Origin of the sequence: Nocardia ninae NBRC 108245 (assembly GCF_007990755.1) — a bacterium.
Classification (GTDB): domain Bacteria; phylum Actinomycetota; class Actinomycetes; order Mycobacteriales; family Mycobacteriaceae; genus Nocardia; species Nocardia ninae.
Window position 1 is genome coordinate 1 of the sequence record NZ_BJXA01000017.1, and the last position, 17,727, is coordinate 17,727.

At 66.8% G+C, this 17,727-nt stretch carries 18 protein-coding genes; 11 read left to right on the forward strand and 7 right to left on the reverse strand.

The features are described from left to right. The 5 genes from NN4_RS15140 to NN4_RS15160 all read left to right on the forward strand — a co-directional run. Nucleotides 1-1,727: LCP family protein (locus NN4_RS15140; RefSeq protein ID WP_147130985.1), on the forward strand; the 1,727-nt coding region annotated here is incomplete at its 5' end. 101 nt (nucleotides 1,728-1,828) lie between these two features. After that, entirely contained in the window at nucleotides 1,829-2,491 is a 663-nt protein-coding gene (gene phoU, locus NN4_RS15145; protein WP_135234648.1) for a phosphate signaling complex protein PhoU, read from the forward strand. A 159-nt stretch (nucleotides 2,492-2,650) separates the two neighbouring features. Continuing rightward, nucleotides 2,651-2,944, forward strand: coding sequence for a type VII secretion target (locus NN4_RS15150; protein ID WP_167768920.1), 294 nt, complete (start codon nucleotides 2,651-2,653; stop codon nucleotides 2,942-2,944). Further along, entirely contained in the window at nucleotides 2,941-4,422 is a 1,482-nt protein-coding gene (locus tag NN4_RS15155) for a hypothetical protein (protein ID WP_147130987.1), read from the forward strand. Before NN4_RS15150 ends, NN4_RS15155 begins: the two co-directional genes overlap by 4 nt. Nucleotides 4,423-4,567: 145 nt before the next feature. Then, nucleotides 4,568-4,993: a hypothetical protein gene (locus tag NN4_RS15160; RefSeq protein ID WP_147130990.1), complete on the forward strand. Its 426-nt coding sequence runs from the start codon at nucleotides 4,568-4,570 to the stop codon at nucleotides 4,991-4,993. A 72-nt stretch (nucleotides 4,994-5,065) separates the two neighbouring features. Here the strand turns inward: NN4_RS15160 and pstB are convergent, their stop codons facing one another. The 6 genes from pstB to NN4_RS15190 all read right to left on the reverse strand — a co-directional run bounded on the left by pstB (nucleotide 5,066) and on the right by NN4_RS15190 (nucleotide 11,056). Further along, complete coding sequence (gene pstB, locus NN4_RS15165) at nucleotides 5,066-5,842, reverse strand: phosphate ABC transporter ATP-binding protein PstB (protein ID WP_107653999.1); 777 nt, start codon at nucleotides 5,840-5,842, stop codon at nucleotides 5,066-5,068. Nucleotides 5,843-5,851: 9 nt separating this feature from the next. Further along, the gene (pstA, locus tag NN4_RS15170) at nucleotides 5,852-6,754 is read right to left on the reverse strand and encodes a phosphate ABC transporter permease PstA (protein ID WP_147130992.1); all 903 of its coding nucleotides are present in this window, start codon (nucleotides 6,752-6,754) and stop codon (nucleotides 5,852-5,854) included. Then, the gene (gene pstC, locus NN4_RS15175; RefSeq protein WP_186818446.1) at nucleotides 6,754-7,725 is read right to left on the reverse strand and encodes a phosphate ABC transporter permease subunit PstC; all 972 of its coding nucleotides are present in this window, start codon (nucleotides 7,723-7,725) and stop codon (nucleotides 6,754-6,756) included. The genes pstA and pstC overlap by 1 nt, the downstream gene beginning before the upstream one ends. A 94-nt stretch (nucleotides 7,726-7,819) precedes the next feature. Next, a complete protein-coding gene (gene pstS, locus NN4_RS15180; RefSeq protein ID WP_147130994.1) occupies nucleotides 7,820-8,932 on the reverse strand; it encodes a phosphate ABC transporter substrate-binding protein PstS in 1,113 nt (370 codons plus the stop codon). 242 nt (nucleotides 8,933-9,174) lie between these two features. Next, complete coding sequence (gene mshD / locus NN4_RS15185; protein WP_147130996.1) at nucleotides 9,175-10,095, reverse strand: mycothiol synthase; 921 nt, start codon at nucleotides 10,093-10,095, stop codon at nucleotides 9,175-9,177. A 196-nt stretch (nucleotides 10,096-10,291) separates the two neighbouring features. Further along, complete coding sequence (locus NN4_RS15190) at nucleotides 10,292-11,056, reverse strand: winged helix-turn-helix transcriptional regulator (RefSeq protein WP_147130998.1); 765 nt, start codon at nucleotides 11,054-11,056, stop codon at nucleotides 10,292-10,294. A gap of 195 nt (nucleotides 11,057-11,251) precedes the next feature. Here NN4_RS15190 and NN4_RS15195 point away from each other — a divergent pair, with 195 nt between their 5' ends. The 6 genes from NN4_RS15195 (at nucleotide 11,252) to NN4_RS15220 (ending at nucleotide 15,659) form a co-directional block, all read left to right on the forward strand. Next, nucleotides 11,252-12,049 (forward strand): LmeA family phospholipid-binding protein, encoded by a 798-nt coding sequence (locus tag NN4_RS15195; protein ID WP_147131000.1) that lies wholly within the window; start codon nucleotides 11,252-11,254, stop codon nucleotides 12,047-12,049. Further along, a complete protein-coding gene (locus NN4_RS15200) occupies nucleotides 12,046-12,486 on the forward strand; it encodes a thioredoxin family protein (RefSeq protein ID WP_147131002.1) in 441 nt (146 codons plus the stop codon). The genes NN4_RS15195 and NN4_RS15200 overlap by 4 nt, the downstream gene beginning before the upstream one ends. A 450-nt stretch (nucleotides 12,487-12,936) precedes the next feature. Further along, nucleotides 12,937-13,509: a DUF4395 domain-containing protein gene (locus NN4_RS15205; RefSeq protein WP_246180890.1), complete on the forward strand. Its 573-nt coding sequence runs from the start codon at nucleotides 12,937-12,939 to the stop codon at nucleotides 13,507-13,509. Nucleotides 13,510-13,538: 29 nt separating this feature from the next. Then, entirely contained in the window at nucleotides 13,539-14,372 is an 834-nt protein-coding gene (locus NN4_RS15210) for a sulfurtransferase (RefSeq protein WP_107653991.1), read from the forward strand. 5 nt (nucleotides 14,373-14,377) lie between these two features. Then, nucleotides 14,378-14,683: a DUF1416 domain-containing protein gene (locus NN4_RS15215; protein WP_040730884.1), complete on the forward strand. Its 306-nt coding sequence runs from the start codon at nucleotides 14,378-14,380 to the stop codon at nucleotides 14,681-14,683. Between the two features lie 268 nt (nucleotides 14,684-14,951). Beyond that, on the forward strand, nucleotides 14,952-15,659 hold the full coding sequence (locus NN4_RS15220) for a heme-binding beta-barrel domain-containing protein (protein ID WP_147131004.1): 708 nt from the start codon (nucleotides 14,952-14,954) through the stop codon (nucleotides 15,657-15,659). Between the two features lie 359 nt (nucleotides 15,660-16,018). On the opposite strand, the gene NN4_RS15225 is transcribed toward NN4_RS15220, so the two are convergent. Further along, nucleotides 16,019-17,671: an ATP-binding cassette domain-containing protein gene (locus tag NN4_RS15225; RefSeq protein ID WP_147131212.1), complete on the reverse strand. Its 1,653-nt coding sequence runs from the start codon at nucleotides 17,669-17,671 to the stop codon at nucleotides 16,019-16,021. Nucleotides 17,672-17,727 lie beyond the last annotated feature (56 nt).

Sequence of the window (17,727 nt, forward strand, 5' to 3'; positions counted from 1 at the left end):
CCCCCGCCGCACGCACCCCGAATCGTCGCGGCCCGAGCGCCGACGACGGCAGGAAAGCCCCCGCACCGACCCGCGGGAAACCGGAGACGGCCGAAGAGGTCACCGACATCCTGCCACCGCTCGCCGAGACCACCCGCGCCAAGCGCAAGAAGACCGACGACGAATCCGGTGCCGCACAACCCAAGTCCGTCGGCGCAGCGCCGCTGTCCCGTCTGGCCGCCAGCAAGCAGCGGCGCAACAAGCGGCTACGCCTCGCGGGCCGCAGCGCACTGGCCATGTTCGCGGTGCTCTGCCTGCTCACCACCGGCGGCGGCTGGAGTTACCTACGCTCCACCGGCAACAACTTCACCCAGATCTCGGCGATCGACAACAACACCGACGACGTCGTCGACTCCAATGCCCAGCTGGGCGACGAGAACTATCTGCTCGTCGGCACCGACACCCGCGCGGGCGTGAACAGTCAGGTCGGCGCCGGCACCCTCGACGATGCCGAAGGTTCCCGCGCGGACACCGTGATGCTGGTGAACATCCCGAAGAACCGTTCGCGGGTGGTCGTCGTCTCCTTCCCCCGCGACCTCGACGTCACCCGGCCGCAGTGCAACGGCTGGGACAACGAGAAGGTCCAGTACACCGCCGAGACCTTCCCCTCGGCCATCGGCGACAAGCTCAACGCCGTCTACGCGCTCGGCGGGCCCAAGTGCCTGTTCACCACCATCCAGCGCATGACCGGTAGCGCGATCAACCACTTCATCGCGGTCGACTTCGCCGGCTTCGAGGCCATGGTCGATCAGATCGGCGGCGTCGAGGTGTGCGCGCCGAAGCCGATCACCGACGAGGTGCTCGGCACCGTGCTCGAGCACCCCGGCAAGCAGAAGGTGGACGGCTCGACCGCGCTGAACTACGTGCGGGCCCGGCACGTCTACGGCGAGGAGCGCAGCGACTACGACCGGATCAACCGGCAGCAACGCTTCATGGCCTCTCTGCTGCGCGGCGCGCTCTCCAGCAAGGTGCTCTTCGATCCCGGCAAGCTGAACGGCTTCATCGGTGAGTTCACCAAGCACACCTGGGTCGACAAGGTGCAGCCGTCGGATCTGCTGACGCTAGGGCGTTCGCTGCAGAAGCTGGACGCGGGCACCGTCACCTTCCTGACCATCCCGACCGCGGGCACCACCTCCTACGGCAACGAGATCCCGCGCGAGCAGGACATCAAGGCGATCTTCAAGGCGATCCGCGACGATCAGCCGCTGCCCGGCGAGAAGAAGGTGACCCCGGCCCCCGGCTCGATCCCGTCGGCGCCGCCTGCCCCGCCCAAGCTGAATGCGGTCGATCCGAGCACGGTGTCGCTGCTGGTCTCCAACGCCTCGGGCACCTCGGGTCTGGCGCAGCGGGCGGCGACCAAGCTCGGCAACCAGGGTTTCCAGATCTTCAACATCGGCAACTATTCGGGCGGCAGCGAGGTCACCTCCAAGGTGCGCTACGGCCCGGGGCAGGAGGCCGCCGCGGCGACGGTGGCCAGCTCCATACCCGGTGCGCTGATGGAATCGGCGAGTGATCTCGGCGGCATCGTCGAGGTCGTCATCGGCGGCGATTTCACCGGCACGGTGCGCGCGCCGACCCCGGTCGGCGATGTCATCTCGAACGTGCCCGCGACGACCGCGCCTGCGACGCCGGTCACCTTGCCGTCCGATCTGGAGCACGTCAACGCCGCAGACGAGACCTGCAAGTGAGCGGAGCCGCGACCTGCGGCAACTCCAGCGCTAACGTTCGGCACCGGTCATTCACCCTCCGTTCGTGACTTGGTCAGCGCCGGCAACTAATGTCTGGTTTCATGCGTGTCATCTACAACGAGCAAATGGCCGATCTCGCCCACCTGCTGGGTGAGATGGCCGGGCTGGCCGGATCGGCCATGGACCGGGCGACCCAGTCATTGCTCCAGGCCGACCTCGCTCTGGCAGAGCAGGTGATCACCGAGTCGGACCGGATCGCCGAGCTGATCCAGGACGCCGAGGAGCGTGCGTTCGCGCTGCTCGCGCTGCAGGCGCCGGTCGCGGGCGACCTGCGGCAGGTGGTGAGCGCGATCCAGATCGTGGCCGACGTGAACCGGATGGGCGCGCTCGCGCTGCACGTGGCCAAGGTGGCCCGGCGGCGCCACCCCAACCATGCGCTGCCCGAGGCGGTCAACGGCTACTTCGCTGAGATGGGCCGCATCGCGGTCAACATGGGCGCGGGCGCCAAAGAGGTGCTGGAGACCCGTGACCCGGAGCGCGCCGCACAGCTCAACGAGGACGACGAGGCGATGGACGACCTGCACCGTCACCTCTTCACGCTGCTGATGGATCGCGACTGGAAGTACGGCGTCGCCGCCGCCGTGGACGTCACCCTGCTCGGCCGCTACTACGAGCGCTTCGCCGACCACGCCGTCGAAATCGGCCGCCGCGTCATCTTCCTCGTCACCGGCGTGTTGCCGCCGGACACCGACGTCGAGTCGTGAGCCACGACTGCCTGCCAGCCGACGCAGGATGGCAGGCAGTTTTCCGCCGGGGGGCTTGACGTCTCATAGTCGAGAGATGAAAGATTGACCGCGCAGTAGAGCGATGCATGACTCGCTGCGCGGATGCCGTTATGGGAGTTACGGCACGAAGGGGCGGAAATGAAGGTCGATCCAACAGAGTTGCGCGCGTTGGCCACATCGATGGACACCATCAGTGGCGAAATCGCCGCGCTGAAAGCGCGTGCCAAGACGGATGCGCTGAGTGCGGCGCTGCCCGGCTCCACGATCACCGCGGCGTGCACCACCGCCGGTGACCAGATCGAAGCAGGCTGGCTGCGAATGGCGGAGCGCTGCAAGGCGATAGCCAATATCGCCAAAGGTGGTGCGTCCAATTATGAAGTGACGGACCAGGATTTCCGCGACAGCCTCAAAGCACTCGGCGGCGGACAATGAGGAGCGGCGACCAGACCGCCGCCGCGATTCCGACGCTCAGCCAGGTGCAAACACAGTGGCAGCCTTGGAAACTGAATGAGGCCGGCGAGGAAATCAAGGCACGCAACACCGATTTCGTCACGATGATCGACAAGACCGTCACCCAGATCAGGGAGGCGGGCTCGCACTGGAGCGGCGACGCTTACTACGCCGCCTACGACCGCATCGCCGGCGACCGGGACACCGCCAACAAGATGGCGCAGGAGACGACCGAGCTCGCCAACGCGCTGATCAACGGCGGCAACACGCTCACCGGTTACCGGCAAGCGTTGCTGGACAAGGTCACCGAAGCCACCGCCGCCGGATACCAAGTCTCCGAGGACTGGCAGGTCACCGCCTCGGGCGAGAGCTCGGGCGACGACCTGCACACCTATCAGACGGCGATCACCACCGCCCTCAACGAGATGGTCGGCACCCAATCCGGCATCACCACCGCCATCGAGCAGGCGAACACCGCGGTGCAGACACAGAGCACGGCGCTCGGCACCGGCGATCCGCTCGATACCCTGACCGGACAGCCGAAGTCGACGCTGACCGCACAGCAGATCAGCGCCGAACAGCCGGCCACGGTTCCCGCCTCGACCGAGGAGAAGTCCAAGGAGAACCCCCAGACGCCGGCGGCGGGGACTCCGAAAAACATTGCGGAAGAGGCCAAGCCCAACACGGAACAGCCCAAGGTCACCGAGCAATCCAAAGACAACCCGGTGGCCAAGCCCGTCAGCGAACCGACCACTCCGGTCACTCCAGCCACCGCGGCCCCTGCGACATCCGGCCCTGCCAGTAATCCGGACTCCTGGAAGCCGGAGAACGTCATCAACCTGATCAGCACGATCGGCACCATCACCGGCAACGTGCCCACCTTGATCGAGTCGGTCGCCAAATTCGACGACGATTGGGATGACCTCATCAAGGCGGGAGGCGAGGCGGGTAAGGGTCTCCTCGACTCCGCGGGCACCGCGGCCGAGAAGGTGATCGACAGCGTCGACAAGGCGGTCGACAGCGTGCCTGGCGAGGCGCCGAAGAAGGACGAGCCCGCTGCCGCGCCGCAGCCCGGCACACCGCAGCCCGGCACACCGGAGTCCGGCACCCCCGCAACGCCCCAGTCCGGCACGCCCGCAACACCACAGCCCGGCACCCCAGCAACACCACAGCCCGGCACCCCAGCAACACCACAGTCCGGCACGCCCGCAACACCACAGTCGGGCACACCAGCAACACCCCCTGCCGCTACCTACACCCAACCGCAGAGCTCACTCGCGGAGCAGACCCCCGCCGCCACCAGCGTCCCCGCGTCCACCGCGAGTCCCGCTGCCACAGCACCCGCGAGCAGCAGTCTCTTCGGACTGCCATCACCCACCCGTGGTTCCGAATCCGATAGCGAGCATCGCCCGAACAATTACGTGGCGCCGACCGTCGACGCGGTGACGCCCGAAGAATAGGACGCCGCGAAGCAAAGCCTTCCAACGCCACGCGCTTACAAGATCATCCCAAGACAATATTAAGCGTGGCACAGCACAATTATCAGCACGGGGGAAGACAGCAGATATCCCGCCGGAAAGTGCTTTGAACAAATGGAGGGGAACCATGTCACGCACCAAGAAGAGCCTGCTCACCGCAGCCACCGTGGGGACGGCGGCATTCGCGATGATGGTGGGCGGCACCGGATTTGCCAGCGCGAGCCCGGTCGTCAGCCAATCGCACGGCAGCTGCGTATGGTCGGCCGATGTCGTCCACATCGGCGGACTTCCGCGTGATGGTTACGGAACGTCCTGGTATATCAAGACAGGCCGGAACGACAACACCAATGCCAAATGCAGTTTCGAGGTACAGGCCAAATTCAAACTGCAGTCGGGCCAAATCGAAACCGTGCAGTACGGCAGCGGCCGACCGGCCCACGACCAAGCATTCGCGAAAGGTGCGGCACGGGTCTGGAGTGTCGGCCTGAAGGTGTGCGCCGAGGGCCAGGGGTGCAGCGCCTGGAACATCCAGAACAGCACCTGGAACAAGTAGACATCGCCGAAGCCCCTGTGCCGGACCGCGTGGTCCGGCACAGGGGCTTTTTCGACGAGACCGTCGCGAGTATTACCCGAAGCGGCCGGAGATGTAGTCTTCCGTCGCCTTCTTGCCGGGGTTGGAGAAGATCTTCTCGGTGTCGTCGATCTCGACCAGCCGACCCGGCTTGCCCTGGGCTTCCAGGTTGAAGAACCCGGTCTGGTCACTCACACGGGCAGCCTGCTGCATGTTGTGGGTGACGATGACGATGGTGAATTCCTTCTTCAGCTCGGTGATCAGGTCCTCGATCGCGAGCGTGGAGATCGGGTCGAGCGCCGAACAGGGCTCGTCCATCAGCAGCACGTCCGGGGAGACCGCGATCGCGCGGGCGATGCACAGGCGCTGCTGCTGACCACCGGACAGGCCGCCGCCCGGCTTGTCGAGGCGGTCCTTGACCTCGTTCCAGAGGTTCGCGCCGCGCAGCGAGCGCTCGGCGACCTCGTCGAGTTCCTTCTTGCTCCGCACGCCCTGCAGCTTCAGCCCGGCCACCACGTTGTCGCGAATCGACATGGTGGGGAACGGGTTCGGGCGCTGGAACACCATGCCGATGGTGCGGCGCACGCCCACCGGGTCGATCTGCGAGCCGTAGATGTCCTCGCCGTCCAGCAGCACCGCACCCTCGACGCGGGCGTTCGGCGTCACCTCGTGCATGCGGTTGAGCGAGCGCAGCACGGTGGACTTACCGCAACCGGACGGGCCGATGAAGGCGGTGACGCTGCGGGGCAGCACGGTCAGGTCCACGTCGGCGACCGCGTGGAACTTCCCATAGAAGATGTTCAGGTCTTTGACGTCGATCCGCTTGGCCATCTGAGTTTCCTATCGATTCCGCGTGAGCAGCTTGTTGACGACCGCGGCCGCCGCGTACAGCAGCGCGATGAGCAGGATCAGCGTCAGCGCCGCGCCCCAGACCCTGGCCCGGCCCTCGGGTTCCGGGTTCGCCAGCTCCTGGTAGATCATCAGCGGCAGCGAGGCCATGTTGCCGTCGAAGACGTTGCTGTTGATCGACTTGCTGTAGCCGACGAGCACCAGCACCGGCGCGGTCTCGCCCATGACTCGGGCGAGCGCGAGCAGGATGCCGCTGATCATGCCGGGCAGCGCGGTCGGTATCACGATCCGCGCGATGGTCTTCCATTTCGGAACGCCGAGCGCGTACGCGGCCTCGCGCAGTTCGTCCGGAACCAGCTTCAGCATTTCCTCGGTGCTGCGCACCACCACCGGCAGCATCAGCAGCACCATCGCCAGCGCGACCGCGAAGGCGCTCTGCGGTGCGCCGAAGGTAGCGATCCACAGCGCGAAGATGAACAGCGCCGCGACGATGGACGGCACGCCCGCGAGGATGTCCACCATGAACGTGGTGGTCTTAGCCAGCCAGCCGCGACCGTATTCGACCAGATAGACGGCGGCCATGATGCCGATCGGCACCGCGATCACCGCGGCGATCGCGGACTGCACGATGGTGCCGTAGATGGCGTGGTAGACACCGCCACCGGACTGGTCGGGCAGGATGCCCTTCTGCGACTTCTGCCACCAGTCGATGGAGATGACCGATTCGAAGCCCTTGCTCACCACCATGATGAGCACCCAGGCCAGCGGGATCAGCGCGATGGCGAAGCACAGCCAGACCAGGCCGGTCGCAAGGTGATTGCGAATCCGGCGACTCGTGCTGACGTCACGGAAGGTCGGCGCCTTGATCGGCTTGTCGAGCGTTGTCGTGGTCATTACCCGTTCACCCTTCCGCCCGCAGCGAGCCGGGCCAGCGCGTTGACGACGAAGGTCAGCGCGAACAACACGAAGCCGGCCGCGATGTAGGCGCCGGTCGGCAGCGGCGAACTGAATTCCGAGGCCGAGGCCGCGATCCTGGAGGCGAAGGTGTACCCACCGTCGAACAGCGACCAGCCGCCGACCTGCGCGGAGGTCTTCAACACGACCAGTACCGCGATGGTTTCGCCGAGCGCGCGCCCGAGTCCGAGCATGGAGCCTGCGATGACACCGCTACGGCCGTAGGGCAGCACGGTCATCCGCACCATCTCCCACTTCGTCGCGCCGAGGGCGTGCGCCGCCTCGACGTGCGCGGGCGGCGTCAGCGCGAAGACCTCACGCGACACGGAGGTGATGATCGGCAGAATCATGACCGCGAGCACCACACCCGCAGTGAAGATCGTGCCGCCACCGGAGATCGTCACGTTGCCGTCGGAGAAGAGAAAGAACCAGCCGAGATTGTCGTTCAGGAACTCCTGCACCGGCTTCAGGTGTGGCGCGAGGACCAGAAAGCCCCACAGGCCGAACACGATCGACGGCACCGCGGCAAGCAGATCGACGAGCATCGCGAAGGGCCGCGCCAATGGCTTCGGCGAGTAGTGCGTCAAGAACAGGGCGATGCCAACCCCGATCGGCACCGCGATCACCAGCGCGAAGATCGAGCTCAGCACCGTCACCATGAACAGATCACGGATACCGAACCGGAGATTGTCCGCGTTCGAGGTGTTGAACTCGCTGCTGGTGAAGAAGTTCGCGTCGTTCGCCATGACCGAGGGCACCGCGCGGATCAGCAGGAACAGCGCGATCAGCGCGATAACGGCGACGATGGTCGCGCCCGATGCCGTGGCCAGAGACCGGAAAATGATCTCGGCCCGGTGGTTATGGGCGGGGCGAGCCTTTTTGGCCGGCTCGGTGCTCGGTTCACTGGACATGGGGTCGATGTCTCCGGCCGCCCGCCGGCCCGTCGAATCCGACGAGCCGGCGGCGGTCACCTCAGGGTGCACGGTCATGGCTTTCGGCGTGCGATCAGGAGATGGCGTTGATCGCGGTGGTCAGGCGGGTCTTGAACTTCTCCGGGATCGGGACGTACCCGGCCTCGTCGAGACCCTTCTGGCCGTTGCTGATCGCCGAGTTCAGGAACGCCTTGACGGCTGTGGCGGTGTCGGCGTCCTTGTACTTCGAGCACACGATCTCGTAGGTGGGCAGGATGATCGGGTAGGCACCCGCTTCGGTCGGCTTGTAGAACGAGCTGGTGTCGAGCACCAGGTCGTTGCCCTCGCCCTTGATCTTCGCGCTGTCGATGGCCTTGCCCGCGGACGCGGTGTCCAGCTTCACCGGGGTCTTGGAGGCCGAGGTGATGATCTGCGCGATGGACAGGTTCTGCGCCTTGGCGAACGACCACTCGTTGTAGGTGATCGCGTTCTTGGTGCTCTTCACTGCGGCCGAGGAGCCTTCGTTGCCCTTCGCGCCCTCACCGACTCCGCCGGTGAACGCCTTGCCCGCACCCTTGCCCCAGGCGCCTTCGGAGGCGGCGTCGAGGTAGAGCTGGAAGTTGTCGGTGGTGCCCGACTCGTCGCTGCGGAAGATCACCGCGATCTTGTCGGAGGGGAGCTTGGCGTTCGGGTTGAGCGCCTTGATCTCCGGGGCGTCCCAGGTGGTGACGGTGCCGTTGAACACCTTGGCGGCGGTCGGGCCGTCGAGCACCAGGTCGGTGACGCCGTCGATGTTGTAGGTGATGGCGATGGGGCCGAACACGGTCGGCAGGTTCCAGGCGGGGGAACCGCAACGCTCTTGAGCCTTGGCCGGCTCGTCCTTCTTGGAGCTGAGCGGCGAGTCGGAGCCGGCGAAATCGGTCTGGCCGCCGAGGAACTCGTTGACGCCTGCGCCCGAGCCGCTAGAGGTGTAGTTCAGCGTGTTGCCGTCGCAGTTGGTTTCGTAGGCGGCGACGAAGCGGTCCATCGCGTTCTTCTGCGCCGACGAACCGCTGGACTTCAGCGCCTTCTTGCCACCACAGGCAATCTCCGAATTGGCGTTGTTGCCTTCGGTGCCGGCCGTGTTGTCGTCACTGCCACACCCGACGAGGGTCATGGCACCAACGGCCAGCACACCAACGAGGGCGCTGCTGCGCTTGAAATTCACTGATTCCTCCGGAAAGGCGTCCTACTCGTCCGGTCCCTCACCGGCCCGGACGGGTGATGTGGTGCTGTTCGCGGGGAACTTGCGCACCAGGCAGCCGTGGGCTGCCCACCACTCAACGTAAAGTCACGTGGTTTACAGTTGGACCGAACTGAGTGAACGGCGAGTGAACAGGCAAGCGCGATTAGGGCGTTATGTGTGACATTAGCCGCAGTTTTACTCGGCAGCCCCCGGCGCGGCCCCTGCTATTCAGTCGAGCCCGCCGAATAGGCGACATCGATGTGCGCAGGCGTGAACCCCAGCCGGGTGTAGGTATGCACCGCCGAAGTGTTGTCGGCCTCGGTGTAAAGCAACACCTCGGCGAGGCCGCGATCGCGCAGATAGTGCAGGCCGACCAGGGTCAACAGGCGGCCGAGTCCGCGCCCCTGCGCGGCCGGATCGATGCCGACGACGTAGACCTCGCCGACGGCCGGCGTCTCGTCGTAATGCACCTTGGTCCAATGGAATCCGAGCACCCGGTCGGGGTGGGCGGTGTCGGTCGCGAGGAACAGGCCCTTCGGGTCGAACCACGGCTCGGCGCGGCGGGCCTCGATGTCGCGTCGGGTCCAGCCACCCTGCTCCGGATGCCAGGCGAAGGCGGCGTTGTTCACCCGCAACAATTCGGCATCGTCGGCGGCACCCGCATAGGTCCGGATCGTCACTCCGCCGCGCGCGGCAACCTGCGGTAGCTCCGGTGTTGCCAGCGGCCGGCGCATCTGCCACAGCTCGCGTGCGGTGACCAGACCGAGCCGGGCCGAAACAGCCTTCGCGGCGGGCAGATCTCCGTGCGCCCAGACCCGGGTGCCTGGACCGCCCTCGGCCAGCGCGGCCGCGACCAGATCGGTGCCGATACCGTGGCCACGCGCCGGCGGATCGACCGCGACCTCGGCCATCGCCGGATGTTCGCCATGCGCCGGTACGAGATTCGCGTAACCGGCGACGACCTCGTCGCGTACCGCCAGCAGGTGCCGCACCGAGGGATCATCGCCCGCGCTCAGCGACAGCACCGCCTGCTCGGAAACGGGGGCGACACCGTCGGTGGCGGTCGCGCGTTCGAGCAGTTGCCGGACGGCGGCTGCGGCGGCCGAATCCAGCCGCTCGGTCCACTGTGCTGCCACGCCGTTCATCGGGCTCCATTCCTCGTTTTCCGCGGCAGCCCGACCGGGCTGCCCACTCGGACAACGTCATTGCGCGGCGCGGCATTTCGCCTCCGTCCGGACCGGTGCGCGGCGGCCTTGTGACGCGGCGAATACCGGGCTGAACACAGCGCGAACACATAATGACGCGACGGTGTTTCGGATTGGGCGGCCGTGCCCACCGAGCTCACTGCACAGAGCCGTTGACCGGAGCGAGCGGCGCGTCGTCCGTGCCCTCCGACTCGTCCTCCGCAGCGGGGGGCTGGTCGTTCTTGCTCGCCGTCCTGGACGGCCGCACCGCCTTATAGCCGACGTTGCGCACGGTACCGATCAGCGATTCGTACTCGCTGCCGAGCTTCGCGCGCAGCCGCCGGACGTGCACGTCGACCGTGCGGGTGCCGCCGAAGAAGTCGTAGCCCCACACCTCTTGCAGCAGCTGGGCCCTGGTGAACACCCGGCCCGCGTGCTGCGCAAGGTATTTGAGCAGCTCGAATTCCTTGTAGGTGAGATCGAGCGGGCGTCCGCGCAGGCGGGCGGTGTAGGTGCCCTCGTCGATCACCAACTCGCCGAGGGTGATCTTGCCGGAGTTCTCCGGGCTCGCCACGCCGCCGTTGCGGCCGACCAGCAACCGCAGCCTGGCGTCCAGCTCGGCCGGGCCGGTGCCGGGCAACAGGATGTCGTCGAGTCCCCAGTCGGCGTTGACCGCGACCAGGCCACCTTCGGTGAGCACGGCGACCACCGGCACCGACGATCCGGTGCTGCCGAGCAGGCGGCACAGGCCGCGTGCGGCGGCCAGGTCGGTCCGTGCGTCGACCAGCGCGACATCCGCACTCCCCGCCTCCAGCAGCGAGGAGACCTCGGTGGGCGCCGGACGCACGTGATGCGCCAGCAACGCCAGTGAGGGCAGCACCGCTTCGGGGTTGGGGTCGGAGGTCAGCAGGAGTAGCTCCACAAGCTCTCCTCCCATCTCGTAGCTCCGAGGACAACAGCCGCACTGCCGGGGGCCACGTCGCTGATCACAGGTAATTCGATGCAAGATTAGCGTGTCGACCCCGATGACCTCGTCATCCGGGTGGCCGAGTCATCGCGCGTGATATGTCTGATACCAGAAATGCACCGTCGCGCCGGGGATGGCTAAGGTGCACCAATGCGCAAGCTCATCATCGGGCTGCTGATTCTCGCGGGACTCGCAGTAGTCACTGATTTCAGCGTCGCGGCCTATTCGGAATACCGCGTCTCGCGCGCGCTTCGTAAGGGCGCCGATCTGCCCGCTGATCCGGCGGTGGCCATCCGCGGCGTCTCCTTCCTCGTGCAGGCGCTCGACGGCCGCTACGACAACGTCTGGATCAGAGCGGGCGGAAACCAGCCGCACACACCGGGCGAATACGAGTTCGAAGCGACGCTGACCGGCGTGCGGCTGCCGCTGCGCGAGCTGGTCGACGGCAGCCTGCGCAACGTGCCGGTGGAGCGGGTCGAGAGTTCCTTGCGCATCGGGCCGACCGAGCTCGGCAGGCTGTTCAACATCCCTGACCTGCAGGTGAAGGGCCCGCCCGCGGACAAATCCGACGGCACGGGCGGATCGGGCGGCTCCGGGATGACCGCGACCGACGGGGTGCTGTGCCTCACCGGCAGCCTGCCGGAGGGGACGGACAAGCAGTTCGCAGGCAAGAAGGTCGCCGTGCGGGCCGAGCTCGTGGTCGACGGCGGCGAGGTGAAGATCACCGCGACCGGTTCCTGCCCGGCCGAGACCGACACCATCCCGCTGGCGCTGCTCCCGCAGCCCGATCAGCCCGCGGTGCTCGCGCGGTTCACCCGTACTATCGACATCAAAGAATTGCCGTTCGGTGTCCAACCCGCCAAGGTGCGTGCAGACGGTGGGTGGATCGTGGCGGAGGGCAAGGGTGTGAATGTGACGATCGACCTCGACCGATTGCAGCAATCATGATTGAAATCACAATTCTGGCAGCGGTGTTGCTCGCCGCGTTGGCGGTGGGCATTTTCCTGCGTCGCCGCGACGGCAAGATCCGCTCGGCCGATGTAGTCGAAATCGGGTCGGCGCGTGCCGATCTGCTGGCCGCCGTCGGCGTGACCGGCACCGGCCCCGCCGTGCTGCACTTCTCCGCCGACTGGTGTGGCCCCTGTGTCGCGGTGCGCCGCGTCGTCGCCGATGTCACCGGCCAGCTGGCCGAGTCGGCGCAGCCGCCGCTGGACATCGAGATCGATATCGACGCCGACCCCGTGCTCGCCAAGGAACTGAACGTGCTCTCCTTGCCGACCACGTTCGTCTTCGATAGCGAAGGCCGCGAACGCTTTCGGATCTCCGGCGTGCCGAAGGTGACCGATCTGCGCTCCGCGCTGGAGCCGCTGACTGTTGCCGCCTAGGCCCTGTGTCGAAGTCCGGCCGGATGCATCCGGGGGCTGGATCGTCGCCTGGCAAGGCGGAGGAGTTGCCGATACCGGGTTTGTATCGGCGACGACGACAACGCGGCCAGGCGGCGATCCAGCCCCCGGAGGCGCCGGATGGGACTTCGACACAGGGCCTAGCGGCCTTGACAAGGTCCCCGGACGGCTGTGATCAACCCGGGGTCCAATTCTCCCGCCTGATTAGGTAAACTGCATTCGTGCTTTACAACCACGAGCTGATGCTCACCCGACGCCGCACAGTTGACCTGTGCCGCCTCGGTGGTTGTTGCTGCCTGTGCCGCTGAGCGGTCGGCTCTCCTCAGATTTCCTGACGCCGACCTTTGTCCGCCGTGCGAGTGATCTCGTTGATCCCCCGGCGAACTGGCAATTTTCCAGCCATCAGTCGCATCCAGCGCAGGAGTACGCACAATGTCCACCGAAATCGGTAACACTTCGCAGAATCAGCCAATTCCCCAGGGACAGGTAGACGTTCGCGGACCTCGGTTCGCCGCGTGGGTCACCACCGCCGTCCTGGCCCTGGTGCTGATCGCCGCCATCTTCTCCCCCGTCGCCGCCGCGGTGCTCATCGCCGCGCAAGCCGTCGTCTTCGCGATCGGCGCCGCCTACGGTCCGCGCAAGCATCCGTACGGCCGCGTCTACGCGAAGGTCGTCGCGCCGCGGGTAGCCCCGACCACCGAGACCGAGCCCGTGCCGCCGCTGAAGTTCGCGCAGCTGCTCGGCCTGGTCTTCGCGGTGGTCAGCCTGCTGGGCTTCGCGCTCGGCTCCACAGTTGTCGGCGCGGTCTTCGCCGGCTTTGCCCTGTTCGCCGCGTTCTTGAACGCGGCGTTCGGGATTTGCCTGGGTTGCCAGATCTATCCCCTGGTCGCCCGCTTCCGCCGGAATGCTGCCTCCACGGGCGGTGTTCACGGGCCCTCCGTGGTTACGCAAGCTACCGCCTCCGGGCCCGACGATCACACCGCCGGGTCCCCGGCACCGAACTGATCCGCTGTTTCATCTCTGAAAGGAACAACATGGCTCGCTCCGATGTCCTGGTCTCCGTGGACTGGGCCGAAGAGAACCTCAACGCCCCCGGCGTCGTCTTCGTCGAGGTCGACGAGGACACCTCCGCCTACGACAACGGCCACATCGAGGGCGCCGTCCGGCTCGACTGGAAGAAGGACCTGCAGGATCAGGTTCGTCGTGACTTCGTGAACCAGGAGCAGTTCTCCGACCTGCTCTCGGCGCGCGGCATCTCGAACGACGACGAGGTAATCCTGTACGGCGGCAACAACAACTGGTTCGCCGCGTACGCCTACTGGTACTTCAAGCTGTACGGCCACACCAACGTCAAGCTGCTCGACGGTGGCCGCAAGAAGTGGGAGCTCGACGGCCGCCCGCTGTCCACCGACGGCGTCAACCGCCCCGCCACCCAGTACAAGGCCGCCGCCCCCGACGTGACCATCCGCGCGTTCCGCGACGAGGTCATCGCCGCCATCGGCACCAAGAACCTGGTCGATGTCCGCTCGCCCGACGAGTTCTCCGGCAAGATCCTGGCCCCGGCGCACCTGCCGCAGGAACAGAGCCAGCGTCCCGGCCACATCCCCGGCGCCATCAACGTGCCGTGGAGCAAGGCCGCGAACGAGGACGGCACCTTCAAGTCCGACGCCGAGCTCGCCGAGATCTACAAGGAAGCGGGCCTGGACGGCGAGAAGGAGACCATCGCCTACTGCCGGATCGGCGAGCGTTCCTCGCACACCTGGTTCGTGCTGCAGGAGCTGCTCGGCCACAGCAATGTCAAGAACTACGACGGGAGCTGGACCGAGTACGGCTCCCTCGTCGGTGCACCGATCGAGTTGGGAGCGTAATCAACATGTGTGCAGCACCTACCCAGGGTCAGGCCATCCCGGCAGGCGTCGACGTGGAGAAGGAAACGGTCATCACCGGCCGCGTCCTGAGCACCGACGGCCAGCCGGTCGGCGGCGCGTTCGTGCGCCTGCTCGACGGCAACGGTGATTTCACCGCCGAGGTCGTCGCCTCCGGCACCGGCGACTTCCGCTTCTTCGCGGCGCCCGGCGCGTGGACCTTGCGGGCGCTCTCCTCGGCCGGTAACGGTTCCGCCGAGGTTCGTCCGGAAGGCGCGGGAATCCATCCCGTGGACGTCGCGGTCGCCAAGTAAGAGACCGTACGCAGCTAACGACCCCGGACTTCCCGCACCGTGACGGGAAGCACCGGGGTCGTCTGCATATGCGGCGGTGGTTGTCGATAGACTCCAGACGTGGTCCTCTTCTTCGAGATTCTGCTGGTGGCCGTCGCCATCCTCATCGGCTGGTTCGGCCTGTACGTCTTCTACCGGCTGTTCACCGAGTCATGAGCGAGCGGAGCGAGCGAATCATGTGCCAGTGTGCATCGCGCATGCCTGGGGTGAGCGCCAGCGAGGCGCGGGCATGAGCGATCTCGCGAGCGAAGGTTCCAATCCGGCCGAGCAAGCGAGTGAACAACTGAACGGCAACGGCTCCCCCGAATCGGCTGGTCGCCGCAGCGGCGATCAAGCCGTGTCCGAGGCCGTCGAGCGGGCCAAGACGACCGGTGCCCGCAACATTCCGGTGCTGCCCGATCTGCCGGTGCCCGAGGACACCGCGAACCTGCGGCTCGGGCCGGACCTGAGCTCCTCCATGCTCGCGCTGCTGCCGATGGTCGGCGTGTGGCGCGGCGAGGGTGAGGGCAACAACCCGGAGCGTGGCGATTACCGCTTCGGTCAGCAGATCATCGTCGCGCACGACGGCGGCGACTACCTGTCCTGGGAGTCGCGGTCCTGGGCGCTGGACACCGAGGGCAACTACTCGGGTCCCGATCTGCGCGAGAGCGGTTTCTGGCGGGTCGGCATCGACGGTAACGACGAGGTCATCGAGCTGCTGCTCACGCACAGCACCGGCATCGTCGAACTCTTCTATGGCCAGGCGCTCACCCAGTCCTCCTGGGAGCTCGCCACCGACGTGGTCATCCGCAGCCAGTCCGGCATCGTGGTCGGCGGCGCGAAGCGCCTCTACGGCATCGTCGAAGGCGGCGACCTCGCCTACGTCGAGGAACGCGTCGTAGCCGACGGCCCCCTCGAGCCCCGCCTCTCGGCCCGGCTCCAGCGCTACATCGGCTGATTGCGAACGCGACTGCTGATTTCGCGGGTACATGGGTAACTCACCGGGTACCGGCTGACTTCCACCGACACCTCACCGCCGGTCGCCAACGCTACCGAGCACGCACCTGAAGCTGGCCTGAATTCGCGGAGAGACGGAACAGAACAGCCCCCGAGCCCTACCCAAGCGGGGTTAGTCGCTCGGGTCCTGGTCGGACTCAACCAGGGGCTCGGGGGCCGGGTGACTGCGTGGTATTCGCTAGCGCTCGCGCGGCGAAAACACTGCAGCGGTGGCGCTAGCGCGCAGCCACCTCACGCGTCCTTTGAATAACCATTCTTCGAACCACCTCCTTCCTGTGTACTGACGAATTTAGCCACGGATCAGCGGGTCGGCAACGGAATTTCTCCGAGGGCGGAAGTGGGCATCGCACGATCTACGAAATCGGCTTTCACCTGGGCTGATGCTCCGACTCGGACGACGACGTCGGCGCAGTGGTGCGGCGGCAACTGATGTGTGACGACCGCCACGGTCCGATCGGGTTCCACCAAACCACTGTCCACGTCCAACAACTCGCGCAGCAGCTCGGCACCCGCGTCCGCCTCGAGGTGTTCGGTCGGTTCGTCGAGCAGCAATACCCGGGCCGGCGATACGAGTGCTCGGGCCAACAGGATGCGGCGGCGCTGACCGCCCGAGACCGCAGCCGCGCCACCGACCAGATCGGTGTGCACGCCCTCCGGCAGGGAGTCGAGCCAGTCGCCGAGACCTACTCTCGCCAAGGCCTTCTCCGCTTCGGCCTCGGTGAGATCGCCGCGGGCAACGCGCAGGTTCTCCAGTACGGACGTGCCGAAGAGATGCGCGTCTTCGGCGAAGAAGGTGACGCCGGGCCGGGGAGTGTCGAAGAGTCCCGCCCACGCCATCAGCAGCGTGGTCTTTCCGGCCCCGCTCGGCCCGACGACGGCGATCCGGCGGCCTTCGGGCAGCTCCGGAAGTTGTTGCAACAAAACGTCTTCGAGGACGCGGTCGGTAGCCGCGGGTTCGGCCGCATCGAGCTCGGTCAGCCGACGCAAGGCCGCGCGTGCCGTCGTCAACGCCTGTGCGGCAGCGGGCAGCGGCCCGACCGCCTCGAAGGCCGACAGCGGAAGCAGGACGAGCACGGTGAGCACCATCGGTGTCATCGCACCCGGCGCACCGCCCGACGGACCGTAGAGGCTGATGCCGATCAGCAAGGCCCCCAGCACACTCACGCCGATCGAGAGCGGGGTCGCCGCCGCCGACCACGCGCTGCGTGCGGCCGCCGCATCCTCCGCCGCGACCGCCCGGTGCGAGGCCGTGGTGGCGGCGGTGAGGGCCGCGTCCAGCCGACCCGCGACGCGCAGTTCGGCCGCGTGGTCCAGCACCGTCAATGCCTGCGCGGTGAACTCGGCCCGATCTGCGCGCACGGCCCGTTCCGCTTCCCGCGCGGCCTTGGCCGACAGCCACGGGGCGACGATCCCCGAAAGGGCCAGTGCCCCGGCCAGAATCGCGGCGGCGGCCACCGAAATCGTGGCGAGCAGGCCGATCGCGACCGCGGACAGCACGACGGCGACCGCGACGGGGACGAACACCCGCACCACGACAGCGCCGAGATCGTCTATGTCGCTACCGATTCGCACGAGCAGGTCGCCCCGGCGCAGCTGCCCGCCCGACCGGCCGGCACCGATGACAGCCGATCGTCGGCCACTCGACGGCCTGCGCAGCCAGAAGTCGGATCCGGCCAGCGTGCGATAGACCGTGGTGCGTGCCGTCGCCATCGCACGCAGCGCGACGTCATGGGTGGCAAGCCTTTCCAGGTATCGGCACAGCCCTCGTGAAATACCGAGCGCCCGCACGGTCACCACGGCGATGCTCAGATCCAGCACTGGTGGCATCTGCCACGCACGGGCGATCAGCCATGCGGCCAGCGCCGCCAGCCCGAGCCCGCTGCCGAGTGCGAGCACACCCCAGGCGACGGCCACCACGACCCGCCACCGGGACAGTTCGAGCAATGCCCACATGCGCCGCAGGTCGCCGAGCAACGTCACGCTTTCCGTTGCCGCGCCGACCGCCGGCG

Bases quoted from the DNA above. Each gene is read 5' to 3' on its own strand.
- NN4_RS15205 (WP_246180890.1), top strand. From the start codon at position 12,937: ATGTCCACCGAAATCGGTAACACTTCGCAGAATCAGCCAATTCCCCAG.
- NN4_RS15195 (WP_147131000.1), top strand. From the start codon at position 11,252: ATGCGCAAGCTCATCATCGGGCTGCTGATTCTCGCGGGACTCGCAGTA.
- NN4_RS15200 (WP_147131002.1), top strand. From the start codon at position 12,046: ATGATTGAAATCACAATTCTGGCAGCGGTGTTGCTCGCCGCGTTGGCG.
- NN4_RS15160 (WP_147130990.1), top strand. From the start codon at position 4,568: ATGTCACGCACCAAGAAGAGCCTGCTCACCGCAGCCACCGTGGGGACG.
- pstC (WP_186818446.1), bottom strand. From the start codon at position 7,725: ATGTCCAGTGAACCGAGCACCGAGCCGGCCAAAAAGGCTCGCCCCGCC.
- NN4_RS15215 (WP_040730884.1), top strand. From the start codon at position 14,378: ATGTGTGCAGCACCTACCCAGGGTCAGGCCATCCCGGCAGGCGTCGAC.
- phoU (WP_135234648.1), top strand. From the start codon at position 1,829: ATGCGTGTCATCTACAACGAGCAAATGGCCGATCTCGCCCACCTGCTG.
- NN4_RS15150 (WP_167768920.1), top strand. From the start codon at position 2,651: ATGAAGGTCGATCCAACAGAGTTGCGCGCGTTGGCCACATCGATGGAC.
- NN4_RS15220 (WP_147131004.1), top strand. From the start codon at position 14,952: ATGAGCGATCTCGCGAGCGAAGGTTCCAATCCGGCCGAGCAAGCGAGT.
- NN4_RS15155 (WP_147130987.1), top strand. From the start codon at position 2,941: ATGAGGAGCGGCGACCAGACCGCCGCCGCGATTCCGACGCTCAGCCAG.
- mshD (WP_147130996.1), bottom strand. From the start codon at position 10,095: ATGAACGGCGTGGCAGCACAGTGGACCGAGCGGCTGGATTCGGCCGCC.
- NN4_RS15210 (WP_107653991.1), top strand. From the start codon at position 13,539: ATGGCTCGCTCCGATGTCCTGGTCTCCGTGGACTGGGCCGAAGAGAAC.
- pstA (WP_147130992.1), bottom strand. From the start codon at position 6,754: ATGACCACGACAACGCTCGACAAGCCGATCAAGGCGCCGACCTTCCGT.
- pstB (WP_107653999.1), bottom strand. From the start codon at position 5,842: ATGGCCAAGCGGATCGACGTCAAAGACCTGAACATCTTCTATGGGAAG.
- NN4_RS15225 (WP_147131212.1), bottom strand. From the start codon at position 17,671: ATGTGGGCATTGCTCGAACTGTCCCGGTGGCGGGTCGTGGTGGCCGTC.